The following is a 14,346-nucleotide window of genomic DNA, read 5'->3' as shown; positions in this document are numbered from 1 at the left end:
CGTGAGTCAGGCACCCAACAGGAACACGCTGTGGGCGCGGACGCTGGTCGACGAGCTCGTCGCCGCCGGCGTCTCCGCCGTCTGTGTCACGCCGGGGTCGCGGTCGACGCCGCTGACGGTCGCCGCGGCCGCCCACGACGACCTCCGCGTCTTCTCTCACTTAGACGAGCGAGCCTCGGCGTTCTTCGCCCTGGGTCGCGCCCGCCGCACCGGCGAGGTGACGCCGTTGATCTGCACCTCCGGCACCGCCGCCGCCAACTACCACCCCGCCGTGATGGAGGCGTCACAGGCGCGCGTCCCGTTGCTGGCGCTGACGGCCGACCGTCCGCCGGAGCTGCGCGACTCCGGCGCCAACCAGACGGCCGACCAGGAGAAGCTGTTCGGGGACGCCGTGCGGTGGTACCGCGACCTGCCGGAGCCGGAGCCGACGGAACGGAAGCTCCGACGGCTCCGGACGGACGCCGGCCGGGCCGTCCACGAGGCGGAGTCGACACCCGCCGGCCCGGTCCACCTGAACGTCCCGTTCCGCAAGCCGTTGGAGCCGGTGTCGGTGCCGGGCGACGTGCCCGACGACCTGCCGCCGCTCGCGGCAGCCGGCCGCGACGGCGACACCGCGTTCGTCGCGACGACGACCGGTCACGCCACGCTGGACGACCGGGACCTCGGGGCCGTGACGGAGGCACTGTCGGCCGAACGCGGGCTGATCGTCGCCGGACCGGCGGACCCGCCCGGGCCGGATCCGGAGGCGATCACCACGCTCGCCCACCGGACGGGCTTCCCCGTGTTGGCGGACCCGTTGTCCGGGCTCCGATTCGGTTCCTCGACCCGGGTCGCGCCGATTCTCGGCGGCTACGACGGCGTGCTCGCGGGCGACGCCGTCGCCGACTGGCCGGATCCGGAGGTGGTGTTCCGCTTCGGCGCCTCGCCCACATCGAAGCCACTCCGAGAGTACCTCGCCGCGACCGACGCCAGACAGCTACTCGTCGACCCAGCCGGCGGCTGGCGAGAGGCGGAGTTCACCGCGACGGACCTGGTCGCGGCCGACCCCTCGCGGCTGGCCGTCGCCGCGGCGCGCCGCGTCGGGGGGCCGGACTCGACCGCCTGGCGGGAGCGCTGGGAGGCGGCCGAGCGCGCCCACTGGGAGGCGGTGGCGGCCGAGGACCGCCCGTTCGAGGGGCGCGTGCTCGCGGACGTGGTCGAACTCGCGCCGGAGCCGTCCACCGTGTTCGTCTCCAACTCCATGCCCGTCCGCGACCTGGACCGCTTCGCCGAGCCCGCCGCCCGCTCGCTGACGGTGCTGGGGAACCGTGGCGTCTCCGGGATCGACGGGATAACCTCGACCGCACTGGGTGCCGGCAGCGCCACCACGGATCACCTCACGCTCGTCACTGGGGACCTCGCCTTCTACCACGACACCACTGGGTTGTTGGCGGTCGAGCGCGCCGACGTGGACGTGACGGTCGTGTTGATCGACAACGACGGCGGCGGGATCTTCCACAAGCTCCCCATCGAGTCGTTCGACCCCCCGTTCACCGAGCAGTTCCGCACCCCACACGGACTGGAGTTCGAGCACGCCGCCGACATGTTCGGACTGTCGTTCGCCCGCGTCGACGGCGACGATCCGGCGGCGTTCCGCGAGCAGTACCGCGAGGCGACGACGACGGACGGCAGCGGCGTCGTCGCCGTCGAGACGGACGCCGAGGCCAGCCACCGCGTCCGCGAGGCGTTGACCGAGGCGACGGCGAGTGGCGTCCGTGAGGCCGTCGACGACGACTGACACCCACGAGACCGTCGACGGAGGCTGGTGTCCGTGAAACGTAGTTACTCCCGTCGATCTCGGCAGCCTCCCCGAGAGAAAGGGTTAAAAACAGTAGTAGTGTAGTAGTTTCCACACTTGAACGTGGAACGTTACCTCGAACGGGTCGGGGTGGAGCCGGAAGCGGCGACGGAGCCGAACCTGGAGACGCTCGGGCGACTCCAGGCGGCACACGTCACGGCCGTCCCGTTCGAGACGCTGTCCGTGTCGGCGGGGACACGCGAGGAGTGGGAGCCGAGTGGGGTGCCGGAGTCGCTGGCGGCCCGCTACGAGAAGGTGGTCGAACGTGGTCGGGGCGGGATCTGTTACGAACTCAACGGACTGTTCTACTGGCTGTTGACGGAGTTGGGGTTCGAAGTCTCCCGCCTGGGCGCTCGGGTGTTCGCGCCCGACGGGTCGCTCGGGCCGCCGGGCGACCACCAGACGCTGCTGATTTCGTTGGACGAACCGTACCTCGCGGACGTGGGGTTCGGCGGCGACGTGATCCGGACGCCGTTGCCGTTCGACGGCACCCCCCGCGAGGGACCGTGTGGCGCCTGGCGGCTCACAGACAGCGACCGCCGCGACGCCGACTACGTCGCCCAGTCGCGCGGATTCGACGGCGACGACTGGCGCGACCGGTTCGTCTTCGAGACGACCCACCGGGAGCGGTCGTACTTCGAGCCGGCCCGAGAGTACCACCAGGACGCCCCGGACGCCACCTTCACCGACTGGACGTTGGCGGTCGTCGCCACAGAGGACGGCTACCGCACGCTCACGGACGGCCGACTGACGGTGACGACCGCCGACGGCCGGGAGCGCCGGCCGGTCGACGAGTCGTCGTTCGAGGCGACACTCGCGGCCGAGTTCGGCATTCCGGTCGACGGCTGACTCCCTACCAAGAGACGACGAACGCGTGCGTCTCGTCCGGCTCCGGGGTGGCGTCGTCGAACGCTACGATCGCCGGCGACTCCGTCGCCTTCACCACGCCCTCGGTCACACCACGGGCCAACGCTTCGGGGAACGTGTAGCCGCCGTACGTCGCGACTCGGTGCTCGCGGTCGCCGGTCTGCTCGGCCCGGTAGTCGCCGACTGCCTCCGTCGAGAAGCTGCGGTGGACGGCCTCGTGTTGCTCGCACAACACCTCGAACCCGTCCACGAACGACTCCTGTGCGGTGATGGCGTCGTTCTGTGCGACCATCTGCTCGCCGGCCCGCTTCACCGTCGTCTGGCCGGTCGCGTCCGCCATCTCCGTCATCGCGTCGCCGAACGCCGCGGCGTCGTAGGCGGCCGACGGCTCTGGGTCGTCGATCCCGGCGTCCGCCAGGATGTCGCGGGCTCTGGACTCGAACACCGGTGACACGTCGGTCACACTGTCGATCACTGCGACGACGTAGTCACCCTCGATTCGGGACTCTGGCATGTTCGTTGGTACAACACCACACGAGTAGTAGCTAACGCTGTGTCACAGGATTCGAAACACTGTACGTGCGACGGTGACACCGGCTGGAGGCGCCGCCGGCTACTCCAGTCGGTACCGCAGGAGTGCGGCGACGCCGCCGAGGTTCGACAGCTGTTGGCCGGGCTGGAACTCTCCGGAGAAGACGGTCACGTCGCCGCCCTGGCGTTCGACGGTCGTGAGCAGTTCGTCGGCGTCGATCTCCCAGTCGCCGTCACCCTGGCGTTCGGCCCGCAGCCGTTCGTCGACGATCAACAGCGTGTCGACGGCGCCGAACTCCGCGGCCTCCATCGTCGCCGCCGGCCCGTACGTCGCCTTCGTTCCCTCGGCGATTCGCTCCGTGAGGTCGTCGATCAGCGACGCCTCCCGAGCGATCCGGGTCTCCTCGCGCACCCGTTCGACCGCGCCGCGCTTGAGCACCTCGTGAACCCCACGGTCGCCGATCCCCGAGGTGTCGACGGTCGTCACCCGTCCGGCCACGTCCGAGAAGTTCTCCTCGAAGTAGTCTAGTGCGTCCTGTTTCGTGAACCCCGGCCCGGCCAGGATCACCGCGTCCGTGTCCAGCCGTCTCAACGCCTCGCCCAGCTCGTCGAACAGTTCCGCCCGCGGCTGGGCGTACTCCCCCTTACCCGTCGGCTTCGTCAGCGAGACGTACTCCTCGGTGCCGTACTGTTGGACCGTGTGGACCGCCGCCGCCCCCTCCTCCACGGTGGCGATGGCGACCGGCGGCGCGTCCGTCGCCGCCTCTGCCTCCTCCAGCCGCTCCGTCTGGTCCGGCTTGAACTCCTTCTCCACGACGATCTCCGTGTTTGCCTCCACGTTCAGCGTGTGGTGGTGGCCGAGCTGATCCTCGCGGGAGGCGTCCACGATCTCTCCGCCCACTCGGAGTCTGTTGGCGAACCGAGCGAACTCGACGTCGTCCACCTGGACCGTGGCACGCATGTGCTCGCGCTCCCCGCCGGTGTCCCGGAGGTTCTCGTCGTCTCGTTGGATCCGCCGCGTGGTGTCGCCGGAGACGTGGTCGCCCGGCTCCAGAACGTGTGAGAGGTGCCACAGGTCGTCCGTCGTCTCCGGGACGATCTCCAGTCGCTCGCGACCGTCCTCGGCGTAGCCGCGGGGCTCCGTTCGCATACTCGGATCTCGGGCGGGCCGCTACAAGGGTGTCGTGGTTCGACGCTCACGACCCGGGACAGTTCGCTGCGACTGACGCGCCGACGGCAGTTCGACCGTCCACGACTGCCGAACCCACCCACTGTGTCGCCGCGAGACCGTGGACGAACGCCGAGTGGGACAGTGCCGACGTTCGGTCACTCCGTCCGGTCGGCGCTGCTCGCGTACCCCGGTGGCGGCGGCAGCTCCACCACGTCTACGTCCGTCGTCTCGCGATCGTGTGGCACCGTCGCCCGCAGTTCCATCTTCACCGCGGCGTCGCCGCCGACGACGTCGCTCACGCCGACCATCACGGTCGCCGGCAGCTCCGGCGGCTCGAAGTGCTCCCGACACGCCGCGCCGATCTCGAACTCCGCCTCCGGGAGGAGATCCTCGCGGACGTAGTGACGGATCGTCGTCACGTCCTCCAACCCCCCGTCACAGTACTCCGAGAGGAACGTCGCCGCGAACGACAGTCCTCGATCGGCCCGGTCCCGGGGCGTCTCCCCGGGCGGGACGAACCCGTCGAGTTGCACGCGGTCGTGGTCCGCGTGGCGTGTTCGCACGGCCGTCGCCGCGGCCGCGTCGTCGCCTCTGTCCTCGCGTCTGAACACTGTCTTCTCCACGGCCTCGGGTCTCTGTCGAGCGACAAGTAGCCAACGGCGTCGTCGGGTGAGCGGACGACGGTCGTCTCACACCTCGATCGGGTCGTTCCCGCCCGGCGGCAGGAACCCCCGGATCGGGTCCGCACTCGGCCCCTTCCGACGGGCCCGTCGAGAACGTGACCGAGGGGGAACGCGACCGGGTTCGCCAGTACGTCGTCGGCGGTGGTGGCCGGCGCGCCCTCTCCGACCGACTCGACGATTCCCAGAACGACGACGGCACACCGACAGCGACCGCGGGACGGGCGAGCGAGCGAACAGAGGTTCTCGCCAGAACGGCCGCAGACAACCGTCGATACGGGACATCGGTCTTCGGGACACTCCGAACGTCTCGACTCTGGATCGTCTGGCCCGGCCGGTGCGACACCCGGCGAGTCGCCGCTACCAGTCTGGCGACCGGAGTGGACGGCTGCCGTTCGCCCGTGCGGTCGGTCCGTCGAGCGCCGCCGCTACCCTCCCGTGGCGGCCCGTCGTCGTCGAACCACCCAGACGACCCGGACGAGAACTACGACGGCCTCTCACTGTCCGCGACCGGTCGAAACGGCCTTGCCGAGAGCCTCCCGAACTCGGAGTCGTGAACACGTTCGACGCGGTGTTGTTCGACCTCGACGGGACGCTGGTCGTGGACGAACAGGGACTCGAGGAGATTCACGCGGGCGTGTTCGACCGGGTGGACGTGGACCCGTTCTTCGACCCGGCCGATATGCGCGCGGTGGACTTCCACTCGTTGCCGGAGGTGGACGCCACCGGAGACCGGGCGTTCTACGAGGCGGTGTACCGGGCGGTGATCGAGACGGTCGGGGGGGATCCGTCGCTCGCCCCGAGACTGGCGGCGGCCAACGCCGAGGTGGTGGACCACACGGCCGTGTCGCTCCGCGAGGGGGCAGCGTCCGCGCTGGCGGCCGCGGCCGACGACGGATCGGTCGGGCTGGTGACCAACGGAAGACGGGAGACACAGACGACGAAACTCGACGCCGTCGGTATTCGGGACGCGTTCGCCGTCGAGTTGTACTGTCATCCCGAGGGTGACGCGCCGGGGAAGCCGAGTCCGGAGCCGGTGCAGCGTGCGGCCGCGGCGCTCGACACCACCCCGGAGCGAGTTCTGCTCGTCGGCAACTCACTCCACGACGACGTGGGCGGTGCTCGCGCCGCCGGGGCGGCGAGTGCGTGGGTGCCGCGCGACGACGCGACGGACGACCCCGACCCGACGCCGGACTACCGACTCGGCTCACTCGCAGAGCTGGCGTCGGTGTTGTGACGCCGTTCTCCCGTGCCGTAGCTGTCGACGGGGCGACACCGTCGCCGCCGCGGTCGTGCGGGCCGACGGTCGACTCCGCGTCGGCGCCATCGACTCCGCGTCACCGAAGTCGACACCGGCGTCTCCGAGAGCTACTTCGCCTCCGACGTCGACGACTCGACTCGGTCGCGGAGCGTCGCCAGCGCCGTCGCAACGACGCCGACACGCTCGTCGTAGGCGGCGTGTGCCGACTCTGTCGGGGTCTGCGGGCGGTCTCGTGGAGCTGCGCGTCCGCGTCGGCCGCCGACGCGCTGGGGCCGGCCGGGGCGGAGATGGCGCCGTGAGCGTCGTCGACGGCCCCACGGCGACCGTCACCTGGGGATGTCCGAGGAGTGTGCCAGACTCAGATCCCGACGACCCGTTGGCCGACCGCCGCGAGCAGACCCGCCGCGAGGGGCTGGCAGCGGTCGAGCGGTGAGCCGAGTACGTACGGAACAACCCCCCGGAAGTGCGGGGGCCACAACAGAACCGGCTCGTCGAGTCACAGCTGGAGTCCGCCCGCCAGACCGGGCTCTCGGCGGAACACGGGCGCGAACTGCGGGCGTTCGCCGACGACGTGCTGGGTGAGGGGGACGGCGACGCGGGCGACGGCGACACGAAGTAGTCGCGCGTCCTCACGGGATCGACACCTGTCTCCGCCCGCCCTCACACCCCGAGCAGGTCGCTCCCGCCGGGCGGGAGGAACTCCTGGATCAGGTCCGCACTCGCCACCTTCCGGACGAACGACTCGTCGGCGAAACGGGTCTTGAACTCCCGGTAGCACTTCACCGCGGCGTCGTTCTGGGCGAACCGGCCGGGCTCCAGCTCGATCGTCGTCGCGGCACGGTCGCCGATGGCGCTCGGCGGCCCGCCGATCACCTGGGTCGTCTCCTCGGCCTGGACGCCGACGGCGACGCGAGCGGCCAGGTCCCGGTAGTACGTCCGGTCGCCGCGGATCACGAACCCGCCTTTCTCCAGGTACTCCCCGCTCTCGGGGGTCTTCGACACCTGATCCGGGGTGACCTCGTAGGCGTCGCCGGCGCCGCGACCGTCCTTCCAGACGGACGAGTACGCCACCGCGAACTGTGCGGCCTCTTCGCGGCTCTGCTGGGGGATGTCCACGTCACGAGCGGCCTCGCTGGGTCCGGTCGCCTTCAACACCGTCACTGGACCGCCGTGGGCCTGAGTGTGGTAGAACAGGTCGTTGCTGTTCAGGTACTTGTTCACGATGTCCTCGTTCTGGTCGGCGTTGCGGCCGCCGATCACGAGGAAGCCGTCGGAGGTGTGGAACCACCGGAACCGCTCGTACCACTCGTCGCTCGTCCGCAGGGGGACCGACGGCTCCGCGAGCCAGTCCGTCTCCGTCTCTTCTTCGTCGTCGTCGTCCTCCTCCTCGTCCTCGTCGTCCGGGTGGCCGTCGGCCGCCTCCCAACGGCGCTTGCGTTCCCGGACCGCCTCCAGCTCCTCGCGGGTGTTCTCGATTGCCTCCAGGGCGCCCTGTTTCTTCCCCTCGACGCGTTTGGCCTCCTGGTACAGCCGGTCGGCGTTCTTCTCGACCCCGTCGGCGACGACGAGTTCGATCCGGCTGTCGTCGATATCGACGGTGACGGTGCCGTCGCTCCCGGAGACGCCGACGACCGCCTCCGCCGCGGGGATGCCGCGGTCGGCGCCGGCCGACAGCGTCGCCTCGATCTCGTCCCAGTCGGTCCCCTCTTCGCGCGCGTCGCGCACGGTCGTCAGCACGTCGTCGACGAGGTCGTAGTTGGCGTACAACAGTTCCGCCCGTTCGCGCTCCGCCTCGGCCTGCTCCTCGAAGTTCTGGATCGCCCCCTCCTGTTGTTCGATGATCCGTTCCTGTTTGGCTATCTCTCCCTCGAAGTCCGGCCGTTGTGGCGCAGTGTCGTCGTCCGCCTCGTCCGTGTCCAGTCGCCGGAAGTAGTCGTCGAGCGCCCGTTGGAAGTCGTCGAAGCCGACGGCGTCGAACGACTCCCGCTCGGCGAGCGGCAACGGCGTCACGTCGACGACCTCGTCGTCGTCCTCGTACACTCGGGGCTCCAGGTCGCCGGCGCGCAGCCGGTCGCCGATCCGGCCGACGGCGTCGTACAGCGCCCGGATCTGGTCGTCCGACAGCTCCGACACGTCCAGCGTCTTGTCCACGTCCGCTCGGGCACAGATCTCCTCGCCGTACAGCCCGCCGAAGTTGAGCTGGGTGGCCAACGTCCGCACCACGTCGGCGTCCGACTCCTGCACCTTCGCACGGAACTGGTCGAACCCCACCGCGAACGGCTGGAGCCGCGAGGCGGGGTACTCGTAGACGGCGCCGGGGGCGACCGTCCGTGACTTCAGCCGCACCGTCTCCAGGCTCCGTAACACCTCGCCGTGTTCGTCCAGCACCGCGACGTTGCCGTCGCCGAACAGCTCCACGACGAGCGTCGTGTCGCCGTCGGGTCGTTCGAACCGTAAGACGACGATCCGGTCGAACTCGAACTGCTCGACGCTCGCCAGCTCCCCGCCGGCGATCCGCGACCGGATCGTCTTGGCGAACTCCGGCGGCCGTTCCGGCGCGTCCGGCACCCGGTCGGGGTCCGCCGCGTGGAGCCGTTTCCGCTCGCCCGTCTCGATCAACAGCTCCACCCGCCCGTGGTCGTAGTGGCGCAGCTTCAGCCGCACCAGGTCGTCGCCGTAGAGGTACGCCTTGTCCAGCTTCGCCCCCTCGTACCGGGACAGCTCCCCGACGACGGCGGCCACGTCCACGCTGGTCAGCTCGCGTTTCTGATCCACGGGCGACGTACGGCCGTCCCCGGTTTCTGCGTTCCGGCATAGAGTCGCCGGGACGACCGGCCGCTCGACGGCGGTGAACGTGCCAGACGGGTTCACCGGGTGGGCGCCCTCGACGCGCTCCGGTCGTCGGTGGACCCGCACAGGTGGTTCGGCGTGGGTGACCTCCGCGACGGCGGCCGGGGGGCCGCCGGGAGCAGACTCTTCTCCGTCGGGACGCTCCGTGGACACGATGACACTCCGTGTCGTCGCCTACAACGTCCGGTACGCCGGCTTAGACGAGGGGTCGATCGCCTGGGAGCGGCGACGCGACCGTGTCGCCGACGTGCTCGCGGGTCTGGAGCCGGACGTGATCGCACTCCAGGAGTGCTGGCACGGTCAACTCGACGACCTCCGGGCGCGCACGCCCCACGAGTGGGTCGCGTTTCCGGACGAGAACGGGAGCCACACGCCGGTGGGTTTCGACCCCGAGCGGTTCGAGCGAGTCGACGCGACGGCGTTCGGGATCGCGCCGGACGGAGAACTGGGTGTGGTCGCGTGGGACGCCGCCTTCCCGCGCGTTGCGACCCGGGTGACGCTGCGCGACCGCGAGACGCAGGCGACGTTCCCGGTCGTCTCTCTCCACCTCGACCACCGCGGGAGCGAGGCCCGCCTGGAGGGTGCGCGGCTCGTCCGTGACCGACTCCCGGACGGCCCGGCGGTCGTCGCCGGCGACTGCAACTGCACGCCCGACGCCCCGCCGTACGCGGCGTTCACGGAGTCGCTGTCCGACAGCCGACGCGCCGCCGGGGAGACCGTCGGGCCACGGGCGACGTACGTCGGGTTCGGCGGCCGCGCCCACGACGAGGACAGCCCGGCCGACCGTCGGCGGCTGGACTACGTGTTCACACGCGGGTTCGAGACGCGGCGGTACGCCGTCCACGCCGGCGGCGCCGACGGCGACGACGAGCCGGCCGGGCGGCCCTCCGATCACCGGCCGGTCGCCGCAGACCTGGCGGCAACCGACTAGACGACCTCCAACGCGGCGACGAACAGCCCCGGAGCGATCAGCAGCGTGAACAGTCCGCAGGCGATCAACGCCGCCGGCGCGACGAGCAGCCCGGTGTCCGTCAGGAGCCAGAGGCCGACACCCGCGAGCAGTGCGACTAGCCCGACGAGTCGGATCAGTGCGGCGACGATACCCTCGAGACCGCCGTCCACGAGGACATCTGCGACCTCGATCAGTTCGTCCATGCGGTCGAAGCTGTCTCGATCCGAGCGCAAGAACGCAGCGCTCGACTACACCGCGAACTCGTACAGATCGTCGCCGACGTGGTGAACCGACTCCACCACCTTCCCCTCGTTGCCGGCCATCTCGCTGCCGTCGACGAGCGCGCGCCCGACCGCGAGCACCTTCCCGTGGCTCTCTTCGGCGATAGCGACGAGGTCGTCCGTCGAGATCCCGTCGTCCGCCTCGGTGATCCCCGGGCGCATCACGTCTGCGCCGTCGGAGACGAACGACACCGCCCCGGGGTCGACCGTCACCACACCCGTCTCCGGGGGGTGCTCGTTGGCCCCACGCACGGTGAGGAACGGATCGCCGTCCACGTACAACACGTCCGGGTCACCGTCGACCAACACGAGATCGAACGGGGAGTCAGTCAACTCGACCAGTTCGAACGCCTCTCCGTCCAACGACACGCCCAGCCGGTCGGACAACGCCGTCCGGATCTCGTCGATCTCGTCCGACCGGAGGTGGTGACGCGACTTCACGTCCATGTGTGTGTCTGGGCGGCGTCGGGAGCATAAATCGCCCGTTCGATTCGGTGACGAGCGGACCGACCGTCCCGACCGAGTCGACCGACGACACGGTCGGCGACGAGCCGACAACGCCTAAGTCCCCGGGCGTCTCACGTACGCTCATGTTCGGTTCCCGGCGGGATCGGGGTGGCGAAGAGGTCGTCTGCATCGCCTGTGGCGACCAGCTCCCCCGGGGTGACGCCCGCGAGTACGACAAGGAGGGAGATCGGTGGGACCGTCACGACAAGGAGTTCGAGTACCTCTGCGGAGACTGTCACGGCGACCTGTGTCACCAGCCCCGCGACGGCCTGGAGTCGCTCCTGGCCGACGTGGAACGCGAGGTCGACCACCCGACGAGCGAGGAGTTCGCGGCCGTCTTCCAACGGGAGGTCGTCGCCCGCGCGACCGAAGGCGACGCCGACCGCGACCGACGATAGTGCGCCGACGGAGCGTCACACCGACACGGGTCGCGGACGAAGACGCCGACCGCGACCGACGATAGTGCGCCGACGGAGCGTCACACCGACACGGGTCGCGGACGAAGACGCCGACCGCGACCGACGCCGACACCTCACAGTTCTCTACAGGTAGACGAGGCGGGTGCCTCGGGGTCTCCGGAGACCGAAGCCGGGACGACGAGACGCCCTCGGCATCTCGAACCACTCGACCCCGAGGTAGTTCACACTACGCCCACTCGTCGGGCCACAGTCCGGCCGCCCGCATTCCGGGCTCGAAGTCGTTCCGTTCGAACGCCTTCTCCAGCGTCGCCGTCTCCAACCGCGGCAGCTCCGCGGCCGCCAGTTCCCGCACGAGCAACGCGGTCAACATCCCGTGTTCCCGGACGTTCCGGACGTCGACCTTGTCGAGCGTGTCGGCGTGGGTGTGTCCCCAGCCTCGGCCGGCGCCGACGCCACCCGAGGGGGAGTCGCCGGTGGCGGCCGGCGGCGTCGCGGCCCGGGAGTGGAGCTGGAGCGCCGGCACGCCCCGGCGGACGAACGGCCACTGGTCGGAGAACGGGTGTGGATCCGTCTGGACGGCGACCGGGTGGCCGGTCCGCTCGGCGACGCGGCGCGCGACGCTCGCGGTCGCCGTCGAACTGTGAGCCATCGCCACCAGATCGCGGAACCGACCGGCGCCGTCAACGTTGCAGACGCCCGCGACCGTCTCCAGGTCCAGCGTCTGCGCGAGGTGTTCCGACCCCAGGAGTCCGACCTCCTCGGCGCCGACGGCCGCGACGGTCACTCCACGGTCCAGTTCCGCGTCGGCCAGGAGCCCCGCGGCGACGAGCAGCGTCGCCACGCCACAGCCGTTGTCAAGTGCCCCCTCCGCGATGTCGTGGGCGTCGTAGTGGGCGAGGAGCAGGAGCCGGTCGTCCGTCTCCGGGCCGAGGTGACCGACGACGTTCTGGCTCTCTCCCGGGCGCGTCTCCGCGTCCACGTCCAGTTCCACCCGGGTGACCGGGCCTGTCGGCTCGCTGTCCTCGTGTGAGGCGGCCGACGAGAGGGCGTGCTCCCGGAGTCGTTCGCCGGTCTCGTGGCTCACGCCGACCGCGGGGATCTCCGCCTCCCGACCGAACGTCAGCGAGCCGGTCGGGGGGAGTTGGCCGGGGACGTGGTTGACGAACAGGAAGCCGACGGCCCCGGCGTCGGCGGCCGCGCCGAACTTCTCCATCCGGTGGAGGAACCGCCCGCCGGCGGGAGTGTCCGTGCTCGCCAACGCCACCCGGCCGGACAGGTCCGCGGCCTCGATCTCCTCGGGGCTGCCGTGGCCAACGTCCACCACCGGGCCGGAGACGGACGCGGATGGACAGTACGGCAACGCCACCGCCTCGAACTGGCGTTCCGTCGGCTCGGTCGTCGTCAGCGTCGCGTCGCCTCGGCTCCAGGCCGACAGTTCGAACGACTCCTGGGTCACATCCTCGACGCCGGCCGACTGGAGCGCGTCGACGACGAGCGCCGCCGCGCGCGTCTCGCCCGGCGACCCGGCCATCCGACTGTCGATCCCGGTCAGCTCCGAGAGGAACGTCCGTGGGCGATCCGCCACCCACGCCCGCCCGAACTCTGCGGCGATTTCGTCCATACCCCACGGAACACGCGCCACGGCAAAAGAGGCGTGGGGAGTCGAGCGACGACCCGAGGGGTCTAAGCCGGCGGCACCCAACCACTCGGCGTGCACACCGAGCCGTTCGCGTTCGACTACCGACCCGCGCGAATCGAGTACGGCCGCGGCGCCGCCGACGGGCTGGCGGACCTGCTCGCCGCGCTGGACTGCTCGCGCGCGCTCGTCGTCTGTGGCGACAACACCGGGCGCAACCGGGCGCTGATGGATCCCGTCGAGGCGGGGCTGGGCGACGCTCGCGTCGACACGTTCGTCGGGACGACTCCGGACAAGCGGGCGGCGACCGCCGCGGCCGTCGCCGACCGAGCGGCGGAGACGGACGCCGACGCGCTCGTCCCGGTCGGTGGCGGGTCGAGTCTCGACGTGGCGACCGTCGCGGCGACGCTCCGGGCGGACGACCGGGACCTCGCGGCCGTCCGAGAGACGGTCGCCGAGACCGGGGGGGTGACCCCGCCGTCGGGCGACAGACCGGCGTTGGTCCCCGTGCCGACGACGCTCGCCGGGGCGTCGTTGTCGGGCGTCGCCGGGATCACGGTGCAGTTGGACGACCAGGTCGTCGCCACCGGCGTCGGCGACCCTGGACTGATGCCGGAGGCGGCCGTCTTCGACCCGGCGTTGTTCGAGACCACACCACAGTCCGTGCTCGCGGGGTCGGCGTTCAACGGCCTGAACAAGGCCGTCGAATCGACGTACGCCGCCGACCGGACGCCCGTGACCGACGCGACTGCCCGGCGGGCGCTGGCGTACTTCGACACCGGGCTGCCGGCGTTGTTCGACGGGGACGACGGGTACGACGCCGCCGCGGTAGACCGAGTCGTCGCCGGCCTCGTGCTCGCGCAGTACGGCGTCGCCCGACCGGAGACGACCACGCTGAACGTGCTCCACGCGTTCGGCCACGCGCTCCGGGACGTGTTCGACCTCCAACAAGGAGTGGCACACGCGGTAGTCGCCCCCCACGCCCTGCGGCGGTTGTTCGCGGCCGGCGTCTCGCCGACACCGTCGGCGGAGGCGCTGGGGGTGTCGGACGGTGAGGCGGTCGCCGACCGACTGGCGGCGATTCGAGACGCACTGGGGCTGCCAGCGACACTGCGGGCCGCGGCGGACCGCGACGGGGAACCGGGAGAGACGCTCGCGGCCGCCGCTCGCGCGACTGCCGCCGACTCGCTCGTCGCCAACGCACCGCCGGCGTACGACCTCGACGAGACTGCCGCACGCCGAGTCCTCGACGACGCCTGGTGAATCCGGGGAAAACGGTCTCTCGTGCCTGATTTCGACACTCTATCGAAAAACCTATGACTTCGAATAGAGAACGAGTGCAGAACGAGGGCCC

The 14,346-nt window shown here is 70.7% G+C and carries 14 protein-coding genes and 1 pseudogene; 8 read left to right on the top strand and 7 right to left on the bottom strand.

Annotation, left to right across the window (positions count from 1 at the left end; all coding sequences use genetic code 11):
• The first annotated feature begins 1 nt into the window (after position 1).
• Together menD and RYH79_RS06165 are read left to right on the top strand one after the other, a co-directional pair.
• On the top strand, positions 2 to 1,777 hold the full coding sequence (gene menD / locus RYH79_RS06170) for a 2-succinyl-5-enolpyruvyl-6-hydroxy-3-cyclohexene-1-carboxylic-acid synthase (protein WP_370897273.1): 1,776 nt from the start codon (positions 2 to 4) through the stop codon (positions 1,775 to 1,777).
• 123 nt (positions 1,778 to 1,900) lie between these two features.
• A complete protein-coding gene (locus RYH79_RS06165; RefSeq protein ID WP_370900787.1) occupies positions 1,901 to 2,686 on the top strand; it encodes an arylamine N-acetyltransferase family protein in 786 nt (261 codons plus the stop codon).
• 4 nt (positions 2,687 to 2,690) lie between these two features.
• Here RYH79_RS06165 and RYH79_RS06160 read toward each other — a convergent pair whose 3' ends face one another.
• From RYH79_RS06160 to RYH79_RS06150, 3 genes are all read right to left on the bottom strand, one after another.
• Positions 2,691 to 3,218 carry a hypothetical protein gene (locus RYH79_RS06160; protein ID WP_370897271.1) on the bottom strand — a complete coding sequence of 176 codons (528 nt, stop codon included), beginning with the start codon at positions 3,216 to 3,218 and terminating at the stop codon, positions 2,691 to 2,693.
• 99 nt (positions 3,219 to 3,317) lie between these two features.
• Positions 3,318 to 4,385, bottom strand: a complete 1,068-nt coding sequence (locus RYH79_RS06155) for an mRNA surveillance protein pelota (protein WP_370897269.1) — start codon at positions 4,383 to 4,385, stop codon at positions 3,318 to 3,320.
• 176 nt (positions 4,386 to 4,561) lie between these two features.
• Complete coding sequence (locus RYH79_RS06150) at positions 4,562 to 5,029, bottom strand: hypothetical protein (protein WP_370897267.1); 468 nt, start codon at positions 5,027 to 5,029, stop codon at positions 4,562 to 4,564.
• Positions 5,030 to 5,639: 610 nt separating this feature from the next.
• Here RYH79_RS06150 and RYH79_RS06145 point away from each other — a divergent pair.
• The 3 genes and pseudogenes from RYH79_RS06145 to RYH79_RS06135 all read left to right on the top strand — a co-directional run.
• Positions 5,640 to 6,323: an HAD family hydrolase gene (locus RYH79_RS06145; protein ID WP_370897265.1), complete on the top strand. Its 684-nt coding sequence runs from the start codon at positions 5,640 to 5,642 to the stop codon at positions 6,321 to 6,323.
• Between the two features lie 319 nt (positions 6,324 to 6,642).
• Positions 6,643 to 6,780 carry a hypothetical protein gene (locus tag RYH79_RS06140; protein ID WP_370897264.1) on the top strand — a complete coding sequence of 46 codons (138 nt, stop codon included), beginning with the start codon at positions 6,643 to 6,645 and terminating at the stop codon, positions 6,778 to 6,780.
• Positions 6,781 to 6,792: 12 nt separating this feature from the next.
• Positions 6,793 to 6,966 (top strand): annotated as a pseudogene (locus RYH79_RS06135) (DUF8150 family protein); the annotation flags it as partial.
• 41 nt (positions 6,967 to 7,007) lie between these two features.
• Here the strand turns inward: RYH79_RS06135 and rqcH are convergent.
• Positions 7,008 to 9,122: a ribosome rescue protein RqcH gene (gene rqcH, locus RYH79_RS06130; RefSeq protein WP_370897262.1), complete on the bottom strand. Its 2,115-nt coding sequence runs from the start codon at positions 9,120 to 9,122 to the stop codon at positions 7,008 to 7,010.
• Between the two features lie 229 nt (positions 9,123 to 9,351).
• On the opposite strand from rqcH, the gene RYH79_RS06125 reads away from it, so the two are divergent.
• Positions 9,352 to 10,128, top strand: a complete 777-nt coding sequence (locus RYH79_RS06125) for an endonuclease/exonuclease/phosphatase family protein (RefSeq protein ID WP_370897260.1) — start codon at positions 9,352 to 9,354, stop codon at positions 10,126 to 10,128.
• On the opposite strand, the gene RYH79_RS06120 is transcribed toward RYH79_RS06125, so the two are convergent.
• Complete coding sequence (locus RYH79_RS06120) at positions 10,125 to 10,352, bottom strand: hypothetical protein (protein ID WP_370897258.1); 228 nt, start codon at positions 10,350 to 10,352, stop codon at positions 10,125 to 10,127. The two genes, RYH79_RS06125 and RYH79_RS06120, sit on opposite strands and share 4 nt — an antisense overlap.
• Before the next feature lie 45 nt (positions 10,353 to 10,397).
• Positions 10,398 to 10,877, bottom strand: coding sequence for an RNA-binding protein (locus RYH79_RS06115; RefSeq protein WP_370897256.1), 480 nt, complete (start codon positions 10,875 to 10,877; stop codon positions 10,398 to 10,400).
• Positions 10,878 to 11,020: 143 nt separating this feature from the next.
• On the opposite strand from RYH79_RS06115, the gene RYH79_RS06110 reads away from it, so the two are divergent.
• Complete coding sequence (locus tag RYH79_RS06110; RefSeq protein WP_370897254.1) at positions 11,021 to 11,335, top strand: DUF7562 family protein; 315 nt, start codon at positions 11,021 to 11,023, stop codon at positions 11,333 to 11,335.
• A gap of 247 nt (positions 11,336 to 11,582) precedes the next feature.
• Here the strand turns inward: RYH79_RS06110 and RYH79_RS06105 are convergent, their stop codons facing one another.
• Positions 11,583 to 12,977, bottom strand: a complete 1,395-nt coding sequence (locus tag RYH79_RS06105) for a M28 family peptidase (protein WP_370897252.1) — start codon at positions 12,975 to 12,977, stop codon at positions 11,583 to 11,585.
• Positions 12,978 to 13,067: 90 nt separating this feature from the next.
• Here RYH79_RS06105 and RYH79_RS06100 point away from each other — a divergent pair, with 90 nt between their 5' ends.
• On the top strand, positions 13,068 to 14,255 hold the full coding sequence (locus RYH79_RS06100) for an iron-containing alcohol dehydrogenase (protein ID WP_370897250.1): 1,188 nt from the start codon (positions 13,068 to 13,070) through the stop codon (positions 14,253 to 14,255).
• The last annotated feature ends 91 nt before the right edge of the window (positions 14,256 to 14,346 follow it).

Source organism: Halobaculum sp. MBLA0143 (assembly GCF_041361465.1).
GTDB lineage: Archaea > Halobacteriota > Halobacteria > Halobacteriales > Haloferacaceae > JAHENP01.
The sequence above is the reverse complement of the archived record's forward strand: the minus strand, read 5'-3'. Positions and strand labels throughout refer to the sequence as shown.

Bases quoted from the DNA above. Each gene is read 5' to 3' on its own strand.
- RYH79_RS06155 (WP_370897269.1), bottom strand. From the start codon at position 4,385: ATGCGAACGGAGCCCCGCGGCTACGCCGAGGACGGTCGCGAGCGACTG.
- RYH79_RS06105 (WP_370897252.1), bottom strand. From the start codon at position 12,977: ATGGACGAAATCGCCGCAGAGTTCGGGCGGGCGTGGGTGGCGGATCGC.
- RYH79_RS06120 (WP_370897258.1), bottom strand. From the start codon at position 10,352: ATGGACGAACTGATCGAGGTCGCAGATGTCCTCGTGGACGGCGGTCTC.
- RYH79_RS06125 (WP_370897260.1), top strand. From the start codon at position 9,352: ATGACACTCCGTGTCGTCGCCTACAACGTCCGGTACGCCGGCTTAGAC.
- RYH79_RS06160 (WP_370897271.1), bottom strand. From the start codon at position 3,218: ATGCCAGAGTCCCGAATCGAGGGTGACTACGTCGTCGCAGTGATCGAC.
- RYH79_RS06115 (WP_370897256.1), bottom strand. From the start codon at position 10,877: ATGGACGTGAAGTCGCGTCACCACCTCCGGTCGGACGAGATCGACGAG.
- RYH79_RS06110 (WP_370897254.1), top strand. From the start codon at position 11,021: ATGTTCGGTTCCCGGCGGGATCGGGGTGGCGAAGAGGTCGTCTGCATC.